Genomic DNA, 16,085 nt, shown 5'->3' with positions numbered 1-16,085 from the left:
GCGCCTCACGCTACCCGGAGCGGCGGACACGACAGGATGGGGTCGTGACCGATCACCCTGTGCTCCCCGGCGCCCGCCACCGCGACGACGGACCGCTCACCCTCGGCGAGGGGCTCGAGGCGCTCGCCCGTCTGGTCCCGCCCGGACGCGCCGTCAGCTACGGGGGGCTGGCCGGCCTGCTGGGGGTCGGCGGTCCGCGGCAGGCCGGCCGGGCGATGGCCGAATCGAGCCCCGGCACGCCGTGGTGGCGGGTGGTCCGGGCCGACGGCTCGCTGCCTCCGGAGCTGGCCGCGCGGGCCGCCGTCGAGCACGAACGCGAGGCCATGCCCCGCACCCCGGCCGGGCGCGTGGACCTGCCCCGGGCCCGCTGGGAGCCCGACGACGGCGCCGCGCGGGCGATCCGTGCGATCGCCGACCGTATCGTGTCCGGGCCCGGTGCGAGGATGAGGCCATGACCAGGGAACACGGGGTGGACCCCTTCGACGACGACGCGGCGGCGCCGGAACGGGCCGCTCGGCTGGTGCGCACGGCCGCCGCGCCCGAGGACCGGATCACGCTCACGGACGAGCAGGAGGCGATCGCCTCGCTCGCCCCCGGGCACAACGCCGTGCTCGTGCTGGGCGCCCCCGGCACGGGGCGCACCACCGTGGCGGTCGAGTACGCGGCCCGCCGGATCGAGGCGGGGCTGGACCCCGAGTCCCTCCTGCTGCTGGCCCCGAGCCGGGATGCGGCGGCGCGGCTGCGCGACGCGCTGACCCGCCGGCTCGCCGCCGCCGGTCGGGGCACCCGCGCCGTCACCCCCGTGCGGACCTGGTCCTCCTACGCGTTCGACCTGCTGCGCCGTGCCCGCGTCACGGGACCGCTGAGGCATCTGGAGGTCGCCCCCCGGCTGCTCACCGGTGCCGAGCAGGACACGGTCATCGCCGAGCTGCTCGAGGGCTACGCCGCCGGCCTCGCCGCCGCGCCGGACTGGCCGGCCGACGTCGCCCCCGCCGTGGAGGCGCGGGGATTCCGCCGCGAGGTCCGCGAGCTCGTGGACCGCATGAGCGAGCTCGGCCTCGAGCCGGGCCGCCTGCAGGAGCTCGGCACCGCCCACGGGCGCCCCGAGTGGGAGGCCGCGGCCGTGCTGCTGCAGGACTACCGGGACCGGATCGACCTGGGCATGGCCGAGGCGTTCGACGCCGCCGGGCTGCTGTCCGCCGCCGTCCGCGTGCTCACCGAGCGGCATCCCGAGGACCCGGAGCGCGACGCCGCGGCGCAGGCGTTCGTGGCGGCGGAGCGGGACCGCCTGGCCGTGCTCGTGGTCGAGGACCTCCACGAGGCCACCCCCGCCGTGCACGACCTGCTCACCGTGCTCGGACGCGGGCGGGACGTGCTGCTCACCGCGTCGCCGGACACCACCGTGGAGGGCTTCCGCGGCGCCCGGCCCGACCTCCTCGCCCGGTACCCCGGGGTCCTCGACCCCGATCCCGTGCCGGGGGCCGCCCCGCCCGCGTCCCCGGACGGGCGCGTCCGGGTGCTGACGCGCGGGCACCGCATGCGCGCCGAGGTCCAGGACGCCTACCTGCGCGTGGCCCGCCGGGTCCGCCAGCGCACCGCCGGCGTCGAACGGACCCGGACCGAGACCGTCCCGGCGGACGGTGACGGCGCCGTCCGCGCGCACGTCGTGCCCACCCGCGCCCACGAGGACCAGCTCGTCCTCGAACGGGTGCTGCGGGTCCACCACGAGGACGGGGTGCCCCTGGACCGGATCCTCGTGGTCGCCCGCTCCGGCTCCCGTGTGGCCGCGCTCGCCCGCCACCTGGAGGCCGAGGGCGTCCCCGTGCTGCGCGACGCCGCCGGGCTCGTGCTGAAGGAGGAGCCCGCCGTCGCGCCCCTGCTCACGCTGGTGGACGCGGCGGGGGCGCTCGCGGAGGATCCGGAGGCCCGGGTCGAGGACGTGCTCGACCCGGACGAGGTCGTGGGACTGCTCACCGGCCGGTACGGGATGGCCAGCGCGCTGCACGTGCGGCGGCTGCGCCAGGACCTGCTGGCCGCCGAGCGGGGCCGGGGCGGCCGGCGCACCTCGGACGCGCTGCTCGCCGCGGCCCTGCTGGACCCGAGCCTGGCCGGCCCCGAGCACGAGCGGCACCGCGCCCTGCGCCGCGTCCACTGGATGCTCCGGGACGGCCTGGAGGCCGCCCGCGCCCCCTCGGCCTCGCCCGAGACCGTGCTGTGGGCGCTGTGGTCCGCCTCCGGTCGGGCCGAGCGGTGGCGTTCGCTCGCGCTGCGGCCCGCCGAGCACGCGAACGACCGCCGCGAGTCCCGCCGGGCGGACGCGGACCTCGACGCCGTCGTCGCCCTGTTCAAGGTGGCCGAGCGCTTCGTGGACCAGTTCCCGGGCGCGTCGCCCGAGTCGTTCGCCGTCTACATGGAGTCCCAGGACCTGCCCGTGGACACCCTGGCCCGCCGTGCCGAGTCCGGTGACGCCGTGCACGTGCGCACCCCCGCCGCGGCGGCCGGCCAGGAGTGGGACACGGTGATCGTCGTGGGCCTGCAGGAGGGCGTGTGGCCGAACACCCGGCTGCGCGGCCAGCTGCTCGGCGCCACCGACCTCGTGGACCTCGTGACCCTGCCCGCGGACGCCCCGTGGCCCACGGATCACCGCACCCGGCTGCGCGAGGTGCGTCAGGACGAGCTGCGCATGCTCGCGGCCGCGGTCTCCCGGGCACGGCGTCAGGTGGTCGTCACGGCCGTCCGCTCGCCGGATGAGGGCCCCTCCGACTTCCTCGACCTGGTGGACCCGCCCGAACGGCTGCCCGCCGAGGCGCGCGACGCCGCCGGCGTCCGGCGGCTCACCGCGGTCCCCGACCCGATCACGGCGTCCGCGCTCGTCGGCCGGCTGCGCCGCGTCCTGGAGGCCGGGGACGAGGCGGACGCGGCCGACGGGGCGACATCCCGGGCCGCGGCGGCCGCCGGCCTGGCGGTCCTCGCCGAGGACGGCGTGACCGTCGCGGACCCCCGACGCTGGTGGGGCCTGCTGCCGCTGTCCACCGAGGCCGCGCTCGTCGACCCGGAGCGCGAGGTCGTCGCGCTCTCGCCCTCCCGCGTGGAGACGGCCCTGCGCAATCCGCTGAACTGGGTGCTGTACCACGTCGGCGCGAACGCGGGCGGAACCCTCGCCCAGTCCGTGGGCACGCTCGTGCACTCGGTGGCCGAACACCACCCCGAGGGCGTGCCCGAGGACGTGCGCGCCGAACTGGAACGCCGCCTGCCCGAACTCGGCCTGCCGGAGGGCTGGATCACGGAGATCGAGCACGACCGGGCCCGCGGCCTGGTGGACGCCTACATCGGCTACTGGAGCATCGCCCGGGCGGCCGGGCGTCGGCCCGTGGCCCAGGAGGTGCGGCTCCTCGCGGACCTGACCTGGGGCGGGACCACCGTCCGGATCACCGGCGTCGTGGACCGGCTCGAGGCGGATGCGCAGGGCCGACCCTTCATCGCCGACCTCAAGACCGGCCGCAGCGCGCCCACCGGCGCGGAGATGGCGCGCCAGCCCCAGCTGGCCGCCTATCAGGTGGCCGTCCGCGCCGGCGGTCTGGAGCAGGTCCGGGACGACCCCGCCACGGACCCCGCCCTGCGCGCCGCGCTCGCCGGTCTGGAGCACCCCACGACACCGGCCGGCGCGGCCCTCGTCCAGCTCGGCGCCGGCACCCAGAAGACCAAGGTGCAGGACCAGCCGGCCCTCGAGGACGAGGACACCTGGGCGCTCGAGCAGGTGTTCACGGCGGCCCGCCGCACCACGGGGCCGCGCTTCCTCGCCCTCCACGAGGCCGGCGCCCGCCGGTGCGCGCTGCCCTCCGTCTGTCCGCTCTGCTCCGAAGGAAGGCAGGTCACCGAATGGCCCCGCTGACCGGCGATCCCGCCGCCCAGACCGATCGTCCGCGCGTCGAGGACGCGGTCCACTCGCCGGAGGACATCGCGGCACGGCTGCGGCTGCCCCCGCCCACGGAGGAGCAGGCCGAGGTGGTCACCGCCCCGCTCACTCCGCGCCTGGTGCTGGCCGGCGCCGGCTCCGGCAAGACCGCCACCATGGCCGACCGCGTGGTCTGGCTCGTGGCCAACGGTCTCGTGCGCCCGGACGAGGTCCTCGGCGTCACGTTCACCCGGAAGGCGTCCGGTGAGCTCGCCGAGCGGATCAACGGGCGCGTGGACGCCCTGCTGCGCTCCGGCCTCGAGATCCCCGGCTTCGACGGGGAGCCCGAGGACCTGGGCCGCGCCTCGGTGTCCACGTACCACTCCTACGCCGGCGCGCTCGTCAGGGACCACGGCCTGCGGATCGGCGTGGAACCGGAGGCGCGGCTGCTCGGAGGCGCGGACGCCCACCGGCTCATGGGCGCCGTCGTGCGTTCGCATCCGGTGGTCGCGGACACCCTCGGCGTGGCCCCGTCCCGGCTCATCACGCAGGCGTTGCGGCTGGCCGGGGACATGGCCGAGCACCTGGTGAGTGCGGACGAGGTGCGCGGGTTCCTCGCCCGGCTGGCCGAGCAGGGGAGCGCCCTGCCGCTGCCCCCGCGCGCCAAGACCCCCTCGAAGGAGATCCAGGAGTTCCTGACCGGCCTGGCGGACCGCGCCCTCATGGCGGACCTCGTGGCCCGCTACGACGAGGTCAAGCGCGAGCAGGACGTGATGGACTTCGGCGACCTGCTGCGCCACGCGGCGCGCATCGCCGTCGAGGTGCCGGCGGCCGGCGAGCAGGAGCGCGCGCGGTTCCCCGTGGTGCTGCTGGACGAATTCCAGGACACCTCCCACGCCCAGATGCGGATCTTCGCCGGGCTGTTCGGCCCGCGCGGCCCCGAGGACGACGCGCCCGGGTTGGGGCACTGCGTCACCGCGGTGGGTGACCCCCACCAGTCGATCTACGGCTTCCGCGGCGCCTCCGCCGGGCAGCTCTTCGCCTTCCCGCACGCCTTCCCCCGACTGGAGACCGGCCCCGGCGGCGCCCCGCGGCGCGTGAACGCGGACGTCTCGCACCTGACGATCGCGTGGCGCAACGAGGAGTCGATCCTGGCGGTCGCCAACGCCGTCGCCGCACCGCTGAACGCCCACGCCGCCGCGACGGGCGGCGCGCCGGTGGAGGTGCGCACCCTGCGGCCCCGGCCGGGCGCGGGGGAGGGCGTCGTCCGGGTGGACCGGTTCGTCACCGCGGAGGAGGAGGCCGCCGACGTCGTCGCCCGCCTCGGCGCCCTCACCGGGTCCGGGCCCGGGGGGACCACCCCGAGCCGCGCCGTCCTGTGCCGCACCCGCGCCCAGTTCGGCCCCGTGCTGGACGCGCTCGACGCCGCCGGCCTGCCCTACGAGGTGCTCGGGCTCTCCGGGCTGCTGGCGCTGCCGGAGGTCGCCGAGGTGCTCGCCGTCCTCCACGTGCTGGCCGACCCCACGCGCAGCGACCAGCTCGTCCGCCTGCTCACCGGCCCGCGCTGGCGCATCGGCGTGGCCGACCTCGAGGTGCTGCAGGAGCGCGCCCGGTTCGTCTCGCGGCTGCGGGCCCGGCGGGCCGGCGGTGGGCGGGAGGACCCCGCCGGGGACGCCCCGGACCCGGCCCGGGACGTGAGCCCCGAGGAGGACGCCGACGCCGCCGCCCTGCTGGAGGCCCTCGACTCCCTGCCCGGGGAGGGGACGGACTGGGTCGGCTCGCGCGGCCGCGGCTTCTCACCCGAGGGCCTGGCCCGACTGAGGGCCGTCAACGCCGAGCTGCGCCGGCTCTCTACGCGCACCGGGGAGGACCCGGCCGACCTCATCGCGGAGGTGATCCGTGAGACGGGGCTGGACGTCGAGGTGGCCCTGCGGCCCGGCGTCTCCGCGGCCGCGGCCCGGCGGCACCTGAACGCGTTCCAGGACGCGGCCCGCGACTTCGGCGCCGGCACCACGGCGACGGACCTGACGGCGTTCCTGGCCTGGACGGAGTCCGTCCTCGAGCACGAGGACGGCCTCGGCGTCGAGAACGCCGAGCCCACCCCCGGCCTGGTCCAGGTGCTCACCGCGCACGCCTCGAAGGGGCTCGAGTGGGACGTCGTCGCGGTCCCCGGCCTGCAGGAGGGCACGTTCCCCTCCACGCGGGCGGACCGCTGGACCAGCCCCCGGGCCGGCGCGCTGCCGTGGCCCCTGCGCGGGGACCGCGCGTCGCTGCCGCAGTGGGACGGCTCGTGGGCGCAGGACCAGCGGGACTGGGTCCAGTCGGCCGGCACCGGATACAGCTCGAAGGCGGCCCAGGAGGGCAACCCGGACCCCTATGCCGTGGCCGTGGCCGCCCACGCCGAGCGCGAGGAGCGGCGCCTGGCCTACGTCGCGTACACGCGCGCGCGATCCGCCCTGTGGCTGAGCACCTCCCTGTTCAAGGGAGTCAACAAGGAGCCCCTGCCGGCCTCGGCCTTCCTCGAGGAGGTGGCCGGTCTGGCGGGGGAGGTGCCCGGGGTCGCGCTCGGCCCCGCCCCGGCCGAGGACGACCTGCCCGAGGCCAACCCCGCCGCGGGCCGGACGCTGGTCGCCCGCTGGCCCTTCGACCCGCTCGACGGCCCGGAGGCCTTCGTCGCCGACCCGGAGGACCCCGAGGACGAGGAACGCTGGCAGCCGCTGCCGCGCCGCTCCCGGGCCCGCCGGCACGGGGTGGAGGCGGCCGCCGCGGCCGTGCACGCCGCGGACCCGGCGGCGCTCGGGGACGACCCGGAGCTGGCCCGCCAGGTGGACTGGGTGCTGGTGCGCCGCCGGGACGTCGCCGGGACGGGCGGGGAGACCGCCCTGCCCGAGCACGTCTCCGTGTCCCTCTACGGCGAGCTCGCCGCCGACCCGCAGGCCGTGGCCGAGCAGCTGCGCCGGCCCCTGCCCCGGCCGCCCGCGCACGCGGCGCGGCGCGGCACGGCGTTCCACGCGTGGCTCGAGGAGCGCTTCGGGGCCACCGGCATGCTGGACATCGACTCGGCCGAGGACGCCGCGGACCTGTGGGTCGACGAGGCCCTCGACCTCGGCCCGATGCAGGAGTGGTTCCGCTCCTCGCGCTGGGCGGAGCGCACCCCGGCCTTCGTCGAGGCCCCGGTCGAGACGACGGTCGGCGGGATCACGCTGCGCGGCCGGGTCGACGCGATCTACCGCTCCGGCGGCGACCCCCGCCTGCCCTTCGACCCCGAGGCCGACTGGGAGCTCGTCGACTGGAAGACCGGCGCCGTGCCGCGGGGCCGCGACCTCGAGCTCAAGTCGCTGCAGCTGGCCGTCTACCGGCTCGCCTGGTCACGGCTGCACGGGATCCCGCTGGAACGGATCGGGGCCAGCTTCGTGTACGTGGCCCACGGGCAGGAGCGCTCCTTCCCGGACCTGCCGGGGGAGGAGGAGCTCGAGCGTCACATCACGGACGCCCTGGCCCGCCGTTGATCGGCCGCACCACCTCGGCGGCGGGCAGCGGGCCCGTCTCCGGGTCCGCGGTCCTCGCGGCCGCGGCCTCCCGGGCGTCCTCCGCCGCATCCCGGGCGTCCTCGGCGGCGTCGGCGGCCGCGTCGGCCTCCGCCTGGCGCGCGGCCGCCTCCTGCGCGGCGCGCACGTCGCCCGCGAGCTCGGCCAGCATGGCCTCCGCCTCGGCGACCATGGCCTCGTCGTGCCGGTCCAGGACCCGCGTGAGCCACTGGGCGAGGGCGAACTCGGCGAGCAGCGCCGCACGGCGCATCAGGTGGGCGTCGCCGTCGTCGGCGGCCCCCGCGTCGGCCCGCCGGGCCGCGTAGGCGTCGAGGACGCGGTCGGCCAGGTCCGGGTCCGTGGCGGCGGCCAGCCAGGCGACGTCGCCGGCGGGGTCGCCCACGTGCAGGTCCGTCCAGCCTGTCACGCCCACCACGCGGCCGCGCTCGAGGAGCAGGTTGTCCTCGTGCAGGTCACCGTGCACGGGCACCGGGGTGAACCGCCACAGGGCCTCCTCCTCCATGGCCTCCTCCCAGCGGCGCAGCAGCAGGGGCGGCACGCGGCCGGAGGTGGCCGCCTGGTCGAGGGCGTGGAGGTGACGCTGCCGGATCTGCTCCGCCGTGTAGGAGGGCAGGTCCGCGTGGTCCACGACGTCCGAGGGCAGCGTGTGGATCGCGGCCAGCACGCGGCCCACGTCCTGCACCGCGGGCTCGCCGAGCCGGGCCAGCTCGTCCAGGGTGACGGGACGCCCGGGCATGTCCTGGTAGACGAAGGTGCGCAGCCCCTCGAGCCGCACCGCGCCCGCCACGGAGGGCGTGCGGAACGGCAGGCCGGCGCGCACCGCCGGGGTCAGGCCCGCCAGCACCTGCAGCTCCGTCTCGAGACGGATGCCCGCCTCCGGGGTGCGGGGCGAGCGGACCCGCCACCGCTGGCCCTCACCGTCCACGACGACGGCGGTCGAGAAGTCCGCGGGGTCGTCCGGGCTCGCCTCCACGGAGACGGGGGCGAGGCCGGGGACGGCCGCGGCGGCCAGGGCTGCGAGACGAAGGGGCTGACGATCCACCCCTCCAGCCTAGGCGCGGAACGCCCTCCCCCGTCGTCGGGCGCACCGGAGACGGGTCGCTAGCCTGGACGCATGGCCTCCTGCCCCCCGTCGTCGTCCGACCCCACCGCCGCACCACCCCTGGCCCTGCCGCTGGCCCGCGAGGAGCTGGACCGCGGTGCCGTGGCCCGCCTCGACCCGGGCCACCTGGCGGCGTCCTGGGCGCGCGAGGGGACGGAGGTCCTGTGGCTGCAGGGCGGCCGCGCACCGGTCGCGGACGGCCGGCTCGTCTTCACCGCGCCCTCCGGTCCCGTGCCGGCCGAGGCCGCGTATCTGGGCCGCGGCACCGCGGCGGACCGGGGCCCGCACGGGCGGGAGCGCGAGGTGGTCTCCGTCGCCGTCGAGCCGCCGGCGGCCCTGCCCGAGGACGCGGCCACCGCGCTCGCGGACGCCGTGTGGGTCGGCCTCCGCGACGCGGCCGCCGCCCTCAGCGACGCGGACACCGGGCTGTTCGTGGCCGCCGTCGCGAACGCCAACTGGCACGCCACCCACCGCTTCTGCGCGTTCTGCGGCGGCGTCACGGACGTCGAGGCGGCCGGCTGGGTGCGTCGCTGCCGCGACTGCTCCCGGGAGCAGTTCCCGCGCACGGACCCGGCGGTGATCGTGGCCGTCATCGACCCGGCCGGGCGGATCCTGCTGGGCCGCAACGCGGCGTGGCCCGAGGGGCTGTACTCCTGCCTGGCCGGGTTCGTGGAGCCGGGGGAGTCCCTGGAGCACGCGGTGGTCCGGGAGATCGCGGAGGAGTCCGGGGTCACGGTGACGCAGCCGCGCTACCGCGGCTCCCAGCCGTGGCCGTTCCCGCGCTCGCTCATGCTCGGGTTCACCGCGCTGGCACCGGCCGGCGCCGAGCCGGTTCCGGACGGCGAGGAGATCCTCTCCGTGCGCTGGTTCGAGCGGGAGGAGCTCGCGCGTCTGGCCCGCGAGGGCGACGTCACCCTGCCCGGGGCCGTGTCCATCGCGCGGGCGCTCATCGAGGATTGGTACGGTGGGACGCTGCCCGATGCGCAGACCCTGATCACCTAGGAGGACTCGTCCCGCATGAGCACTCCCGACGAGATCCTCCGCGGCCTCGACCCGGAGCAGCGCCGGGCCGCCACGGCCCTGCACGGGCCCGTCTGCATCCTGGCCGGCGCCGGCACCGGCAAGACCCGCGCCATCACGCACCGCATCGCCTACGGCGTCGCCTCCGGCGTCTTCGACCCGCACCGCACCCTCGCCCTGACCTTCACGGCGCGTGCGGCCGCGGAGATGCGCACCCGCCTGCGCGACCTCGGCGTGGCCGGCGTCCAGGCCCGCACCTTCCACTCCGCTGCCCTGCGCCAGCTGCAGTACTTCTGGCCCCAGGCCGTGGGCGGCCCCATGCCCTCGCTGATCGAGAACAAGGTGCGCCTGCTCACCGAGGTCGCCCAGCGCATGCGGATGACCGTGGACCGGGCCGGACTGCGCGACCTCGCCGGCGAGATCGAATGGGCCAAGGTCTCCCTGCACGCCCCCGAGGGCTACGCCGAGGCCGCGAAGGAGCGGGAGATGCCCGCCGGCTGGACCGCCACCACCGTCGCCCGTCTCTACACCGGCTACGAGGAGGCCAAGACAGCCCGGAACATGATCGACTTCGAGGACGTGCTGCTGATCCTCGTGGGGATCCTGTCCACCGAGCCGCAGATCGCGGCCACGATCCGGGACCAGTACCGCGTGTTCGTGGTGGACGAGTACCAGGACGTCTCGCCGCTGCAGCACCGCCTGCTCGACCTCTGGCTCGGCGACCGCGGCGACCTGTGCGTCGTCGGCGACGCCTCCCAGACGATCTACTCGTTCACGGGCGCGACCTCCCGCTTCCTCACCGACTTCCGTGAGCGGTACCCCGCGGCCACGGTGGTCCGGCTCGTGCGCGACTACCGGTCCAGCCCGCAGATCGTGGAGGCGGCCAACCGCCTGCTGGCGGACCGCACCAAGGCGGGGGAGCGGGACCGCACGATGCCGCGCTGGCCCGACCCCCTCGAGCTCGTCTCCCAGCGGCCGGCCGGCCCCGACCTCGTGTTCGCGGAGTGCACCGACGACGAGGCCGAGGCCGGCTGGGTCGCCGACCGGATCGCGGCGCTGATCGACGACGGCGTGCCCGCCTCCGAGATCGCCGTCCTGTTCCGCACCAACGGCCAGTCCCAGGCCTTCGAGACGGCGCTGTCCTCGGCGGGGATCGGCTACCAGCTGCGCGGCGGCGAGCGGTTCTTCTCCCGGCGCGAGGTGCGCGACGGGATCCTGCAGCTGCGGGCGGCCGCCCGCGCGGCCCAGGACCTGACGGGCGACGACGTCACGGACCGGGTGCGGGACGTGCTCTCCTCGCTCGGCTACTCCGCCGAACCGCCGTCGGCCACCGGCGCGGCCCGTGAACGGTGGGAGTCCCTGCACGCCCTCGTCAACCTCGCCGACCAGCTCGCCACGACGCGCGGGGCCGAGTTCACGCTGACCGAGCTCGTGGCCGAGCTCGACGAGCGGGCCCAGCACCAGCACGCGCCGACGGTGCAGGGCATCACCCTGGCCTCGCTGCACTCGGCCAAGGGCCTCGAGTGGGATGCGGTGTTCCTCGTGGGCCTGTCCGAGGGGCTCATGCCGATCTCCTTCGCGGAGACCCAGGCCGAGGTGGACGAGGAACGGCGCCTGCTCTACGTGGGGATCACGCGTGCCCGCCAGCACCTGTCGCTGACGTGGACGCTCTCGCGGGGCACGGGCGGGCGCTCCACCCGGCGGCCCTCCCGGTTCCTGTGGGCCATCGACCCGACCCTCGGCGGCACCCGCGAGCACGCCCCGGCCCGCGGATCCGCGGCCGGCCCGACGGCGCCGCGGCGCCGGGGTGCGAAGGTCGCCGTGTGCCGCACGTGCGGCAAGCCCCTCGAGACGGGAGCCGAGCGCAAGGTCGGCCGCTGCCTGGACTGCCCCGCCACCTACGACGAGGCGGTGCTCGAGGAGCTGCGCGACTGGCGCACCCGCACGGCCGCCGAGATGCGGATGCCCGCGTTCGTGGTGTTCACGGACGCCACCCTCGTGGCCATCGCCGAGGCCATGCCGAGGACCCCGGCAGAGCTCCTGAAGGTGCCCGGCCTCGGCAAGACCAAGCTGGAGAAGCACGGACCGGAGCTGCTCGAGCTGCTGCACGGCACCCCGACGGCCTGAGCCGCGGGCCCGCACCCCGTTCCGCCGGCGGCGCCGCCCCCGTCAGAACGCCCAGCCGAGCGCGTCCGGGTCGCAGGCGCAGCCGGGCCGGGGGCGGACCTTCACTCGGCGCGTGCGTCCCGTCACCCGATCGGCCCGCAGCACGCCGGGGGCCGGTCCGGTCCGCAGCGCGTCCACGGTCAGCACGGCGGCCCGCAGCGCCGCGAGCCCGTCCACCTGTCCCCGGTGCGCCGACGGGCCGGGCGCCGTCGGGGCACCGGGGACGCCCGCCGGGTCCGCGGGCCATCGGCACAGCGGGCACCCGCGCACCCCGGGGGCGCACCACGGTCCGACCGTGACCGCTCTCGGCCCCACCTTGACCGGCAGCAGCGGGTGGTCGGCGGCGAGGGCGTGCGCGGCCAGGTCCGCGTCGAGCACGGACCCCACCGCCACCGTCGCCTGCCCCACGAGCACCGGCACCGGGCCGTGGTGCGCGAAGACGCGCAGCCCGGGGGCCACATCGCCCAGCCGGCGCTCGAGCGCACCCGCCCGGGGCCGACCGAGGTCCCCGGGCAGCAGGCCGGTCCCCAGGTCCGCGGCGTCGACGGGCCGCGGATCCCACAGGGCCAGGCGCAGCGCCCCGGCCCCCGCCAGCGCGTGGGCGATCGCCGCGCCCACCGCGTCGAGGCCCGCCACATGGACGTCCGTCGGCGGGGCCCACGCCCCCGGCTCCAGCGCTGACGCGGCGGCATCATGAGGGACGGTGGTGACGGTCTCGGCGACGGTGCGCACGGCTCTCCTCTCGGCTCGGTGCCTCCCACCCTGCCAGGGCACTCCCGGACCGCGCCGGATTGTCCACAGCCTGCGGCCCATGCCGGACAATGGCCGGATGCGCCCTGTCCCGCCCGCCCCCGGCCGCCCTCCGCGTGCCGTCCCGGCCGCCCACCGCGGTCCCGCCCGCGAGAGCATCCATCTGGACTGGGAGGGCACGCCCGTGCGGCTCGTGCGCTCCACGGCCCGCACCCGCACCGTCTCGGCGGCGTGGCGCGACGGCCGCCTGCAGGTCAATGTCCCGGCCCGGCTCTCGGCCGCGCAGGAGCGCGAGTGGATCGGCCGGATGGTCGCGAAGGTGGGCGCACGCGGCGGGACGGGGCAGCCGGCGGCCGACCCGGACGGCGGCCCCGCCGACGCTCGCTCCGACGACGCGCTCCTGGCCTGGGCGGGACGGCTCTCGGCGGCGCACCTGGGTGGGCGGGCCCGTCCGGTCTCGGTCACGTGGTCGGCCCGGCAGCGCCGCCGCTGGGGCTCGTGCACGCCGGCCCGCGGCACCATCCGGCTCTCGACGCAGCTGCGCGGCATGCCGGACTGGGTGGTGGCGGCGGTGCTCGTCCACGAGCTGGCCCACCTGCTGGAGTCCGGACACGGCCCGGCCTTCCGACGCCTCGTGGACCGGTACCCGCGCTACGCCGAGGCGATGGCCTTCCTCGAGGGGGTCACCTTCGCCGAGGGCCGCGGTCGCACGGCGCCGGACCGGTGGGCGGAGGACGAGGACGCGGGCTGACACGACGGCGGGCGGCCCGCACCCGAGGTGCCGGACCGCCCGCCGCCGTCGTGCCGGGAGGGGCTCAGCCCTCGCGCGGCGCGTCGCCGAAGCCGCCCTCGAGGAGCTTGCGCAGCTCGTCGTCGAGGGACTCGGCGCTGGCGTCCGCGGCGGAGCGGCGCCCGGCGTACCCGGCGGGGTCCTCGAGGTCCTCCGCCGTGGGCTGACGCTCGGGATGGCGCCAGATCTCCTCGCGGTACTCCGTGCCGTGCTCGGCCGTGACGTGCTCCCAGAACGCGGCGGCCTCGCGCAGGCGGCGCGGGCGCAGCTCGAGGCCCACGAGGGCGGCGAAGGCCTGTTCGGCCGGGCCACCCGAGGCGCGGCGGCGGTTCATGGTCTCGCGCAGGGCGGCCGCCGACTCGAGGGGGCGCGCGGCCTCGGCGACCACCACGTCCACCCAGCCCTCCACGAGGGCGACGAGCAGCTCCAGCTGGTCCAGCGCGGCCTGCTGGGTGGCGTCCGGGGCGGCGATGAAGGACGCCCCGTCGAACACGGCCTGCAGGGAGCCGGGGTCCATCGGGTCCACCGACTGCGCGGCCCGCTCGATGCCCTCGGTGTCCAGGCGGATGCCCGCGGCGTACTGCTCGACGGCGGCGTACAGGTCCCGCTCGAGCCACGGCGAGTGCAGGAACAGGCGCATGCGTGCGGCCTCGCGCAGGGCCAGGTAGATGCGGATCTGGTCGTCCGGCACCGAGAGCCCGTCGCCGAACTCCTCGATGTTCACGGGGACGAGGGCGAGACGGTGGCCGGCGACGGGCAGGCCGATGTCCGTGCCCGAGAGCACCTCCTTGCCCAGGGCGCCCACGGCGCCGCCGAGCTGCAGGCCGAACATCGTGCCGCCCATGTTCTTCAGCATGGGCTGCAGCCCGCCGAGCAGGGAGGCGTCCATGCCCTCGGGGAGCTGGCCCGGCAGCTGCTGCTCGATGGCCGCGGACATCGCGCGGGACATCGAGACGGCCACGGGCTCGGTGAGCCGGCGCCACTGGTCCATGGTCGCCTCGACCCACTCGGCACGGGACCAGGCCACGCCGACGCTGCCGACGGGCTCGGTCTGCGTGACGCCGTCGAGCCACAGCTCGGCCAGCCGCAGCGCCTCGTCCACCTCGCGTCGCGCGAACGAGCCGACGGCCGGGTCCTCGCCGGCCACGGCCTGGCGGGCGGCCTGCTTCGCCAGAGCCCAGTTCACGGGGCCGTCCGAGCCGGAGCCGGAGCTCATCATCGCCTGGAACTGGGCCATGGCCTGCTGCATCATGGCCGGATTCAGCTGGGACGGGTCGAAGGGCACCCCGCCGGGGCCGCCCAGGCCCTCCATGGCGCGTCGGACTTCGTCCGGGTCGGGGCCCTGGCCGCCGAAGAGCTGCCGCAGCATCTCCTCCAGGGGGTCGCGGCCGTCGTCGGATCCGGGCGTGCGCGCGTCGTTGCTCATGTCTCCAGCGTATCCGCGTCGGCGCGGCGCGCCCGCCCTCCCGACGTCGCGGCGGCGCGGTTCGCCCATGGCGCACGGCGTCGCGCGGGGCAGGCGGGGGTCGCGGCCCCGCGTAGACTGGTGTGACCGTCGCCGCGCGGCCCGTGCCCGGCGGCGAGGACGGCCCGATCAGGACCCCCAGGAAAGACGGTGTCGCGTGCGCGCAGTGCCCTCGAGGACCACCCGCGCCGCCCGCGTGCCCTTCTCCGGATGGCTCGCCCTGGGCAGCGCCGGGCTGGCACTGCTGGCCCCCACCCCCTACATCCTCGAGGGCCCCGGCCCCGCCGTGGACCTGCTGGGCGAACGCGAGGGTCGACCCGTGCTGCGCGTCGAGGGCGGCGAGGCGGACCCGGGTGAGGGGACCCTGCACATGACCACCGTGATGGTCGGGGGTCCTCCCATCGGCACCACCTCCCTGCTCGACCTCGGCCGCGGCCTGACGGACCCCGCCGTGGACGTGGCCCCGCGCGAGCTGATGTATCCCACCGGCGTCACCTCCGACGAGGTCGGCGAGGCCAATTCGGCGGCCATGTCGGACTCCCAGCAGACCGCGACCGCCGCGGCCCTGCACGAGCTCGGACGCGAGGTGCCCCAGCGGCTCGTCGTGCAGCAGCTCGTGCCCGGCGGGCCCGCCGAGGGCGTCCTGCGGGCCGGGGACGAGGTGATCGCCGCCGAGGGACGGCCCGTGGCCGACCTGGAGGCCGTGCGCGCCGCCGTCGGGGCCGCGGGGCCCGACCCGGTCACGCTGACGGTCCGCCGCGACGGCGTGGAGCAGGACCTCGAGGTGCCGGTGGCGGCCGCCCCCGAGGGCGCGCCCCAGCCGTGGCAGATGGGGGCCCTGATCGAGACCGCCTACGACGTCCCGGTGGACGTCGAGCTGACCGTGCCGGACATCGGCGGACCTTCGGCGGGTCTGATGTTCGCGCTCACCGTGATCGAGCGGCTGACCCCGGGGGCGATGACGGGGGGCGCCCCGATCGCGGGAACGGGCACGATCACGGGGGACGGCGTCGTGGGTCCCATCGGCGGGATCCCGCAGAAGGTGCGCGGCGCCGCCGAGGCGGGGGCCACGACGTTCCTCGCCCCCACGGCGAACTGCGAGGAGCTGGCCGGCCGTGTGCCCGAGGGCCTGACGGTGTACCCCGTGGACACGCTGGGCCAGGCCCGCGACATCGTCGAGGCGGTGGCCCGGGGGGAGACCCCGGCCGCCGCCCGGACGTGCGGCTGAGCCGACGCACACCAGGACCACCAGACCACCAGACCACCAGACCACCAGACCGGACGACATGTCCGGGGCGCAGCGCCCCGGACCGGAGCAGAGCCCCGCGGACGCGGGAGGGAAGAGGACA

The 16,085-nt window shown here is 76.9% G+C and carries 10 protein-coding genes; 7 read left to right on the top strand and 3 right to left on the bottom strand.

The window, feature by feature from the left end:
* Positions 1-44 precede the first annotated feature (44 nt).
* The 3 genes from AC0VX0_RS07580 to AC0VX0_RS07570 are packed head-to-tail and all read left to right on the top strand — an operon-like array spanning position 45 to position 7,404.
* Positions 45-455 carry an MGMT family protein gene (locus AC0VX0_RS07580; protein WP_036314337.1) on the top strand — a complete coding sequence of 137 codons (411 nt, stop codon included), beginning with the start codon at positions 45-47 and terminating at the stop codon, positions 453-455.
* The gene (locus AC0VX0_RS07575; RefSeq protein WP_036314339.1) at positions 452-3,892 is read left to right on the top strand and encodes an ATP-dependent helicase; all 3,441 of its coding nucleotides are present in this window, start codon (positions 452-454) and stop codon (positions 3,890-3,892) included. The genes AC0VX0_RS07580 and AC0VX0_RS07575 overlap by 4 nt, the downstream gene beginning before the upstream one ends.
* A complete protein-coding gene (locus tag AC0VX0_RS07570; RefSeq protein WP_475451472.1) occupies positions 3,880-7,404 on the top strand; it encodes an ATP-dependent helicase in 3,525 nt (1,174 codons plus the stop codon). The genes AC0VX0_RS07575 and AC0VX0_RS07570 overlap by 13 nt, the downstream gene beginning before the upstream one ends.
* On the opposite strand, the gene AC0VX0_RS07565 is transcribed toward AC0VX0_RS07570, so the two are convergent.
* A complete protein-coding gene (locus AC0VX0_RS07565) occupies positions 7,379-8,485 on the bottom strand; it encodes a phosphotransferase (RefSeq protein ID WP_122054445.1) in 1,107 nt (368 codons plus the stop codon). The genes AC0VX0_RS07570 and AC0VX0_RS07565 overlap by 26 nt on opposite strands.
* A gap of 72 nt (positions 8,486-8,557) precedes the next feature.
* Here AC0VX0_RS07565 and nudC point away from each other — a divergent pair, with 72 nt between their 5' ends.
* Complete coding sequence (gene nudC, locus AC0VX0_RS07560; protein ID WP_049147297.1) at positions 8,558-9,547, top strand: NAD(+) diphosphatase; 990 nt, start codon at positions 8,558-8,560, stop codon at positions 9,545-9,547.
* A gap of 15 nt (positions 9,548-9,562) precedes the next feature.
* A complete protein-coding gene (locus tag AC0VX0_RS07555) occupies positions 9,563-11,692 on the top strand; it encodes an ATP-dependent DNA helicase UvrD2 (protein WP_144862241.1) in 2,130 nt (709 codons plus the stop codon).
* 42 nt (positions 11,693-11,734) lie between these two features.
* Here AC0VX0_RS07555 and AC0VX0_RS07550 read toward each other — a convergent pair whose 3' ends face one another.
* The gene (locus AC0VX0_RS07550) at positions 11,735-12,463 is read right to left on the bottom strand and encodes a ThiF family adenylyltransferase (protein WP_144862243.1); all 729 of its coding nucleotides are present in this window, start codon (positions 12,461-12,463) and stop codon (positions 11,735-11,737) included.
* A 97-nt stretch (positions 12,464-12,560) separates the two neighbouring features.
* Here AC0VX0_RS07550 and AC0VX0_RS07545 point away from each other — a divergent pair, with 97 nt between their 5' ends.
* Positions 12,561-13,232, top strand: coding sequence for a M48 metallopeptidase family protein (locus AC0VX0_RS07545; protein WP_036314354.1), 672 nt, complete (start codon positions 12,561-12,563; stop codon positions 13,230-13,232).
* Between the two features lie 64 nt (positions 13,233-13,296).
* Here AC0VX0_RS07545 and AC0VX0_RS07540 read toward each other — a convergent pair whose 3' ends face one another.
* On the bottom strand, positions 13,297-14,697 hold the full coding sequence (locus AC0VX0_RS07540) for a zinc-dependent metalloprotease (RefSeq protein WP_044659760.1): 1,401 nt from the start codon (positions 14,695-14,697) through the stop codon (positions 13,297-13,299).
* A gap of 196 nt (positions 14,698-14,893) precedes the next feature.
* Here AC0VX0_RS07540 and AC0VX0_RS07535 point away from each other — a divergent pair, with 196 nt between their 5' ends.
* On the top strand, positions 14,894-15,964 hold the full coding sequence (locus tag AC0VX0_RS07535; RefSeq protein WP_223247460.1) for a YlbL family protein: 1,071 nt from the start codon (positions 14,894-14,896) through the stop codon (positions 15,962-15,964).
* Positions 15,965-16,085 lie beyond the last annotated feature (121 nt).

The sequence above is a fragment of the Micrococcus sp. iso_26 genome (assembly GCF_056172975.1).
The sequence above is the reverse complement of the archived record's forward strand: the minus strand, read 5'-3'. Positions and strand labels throughout refer to the sequence as shown.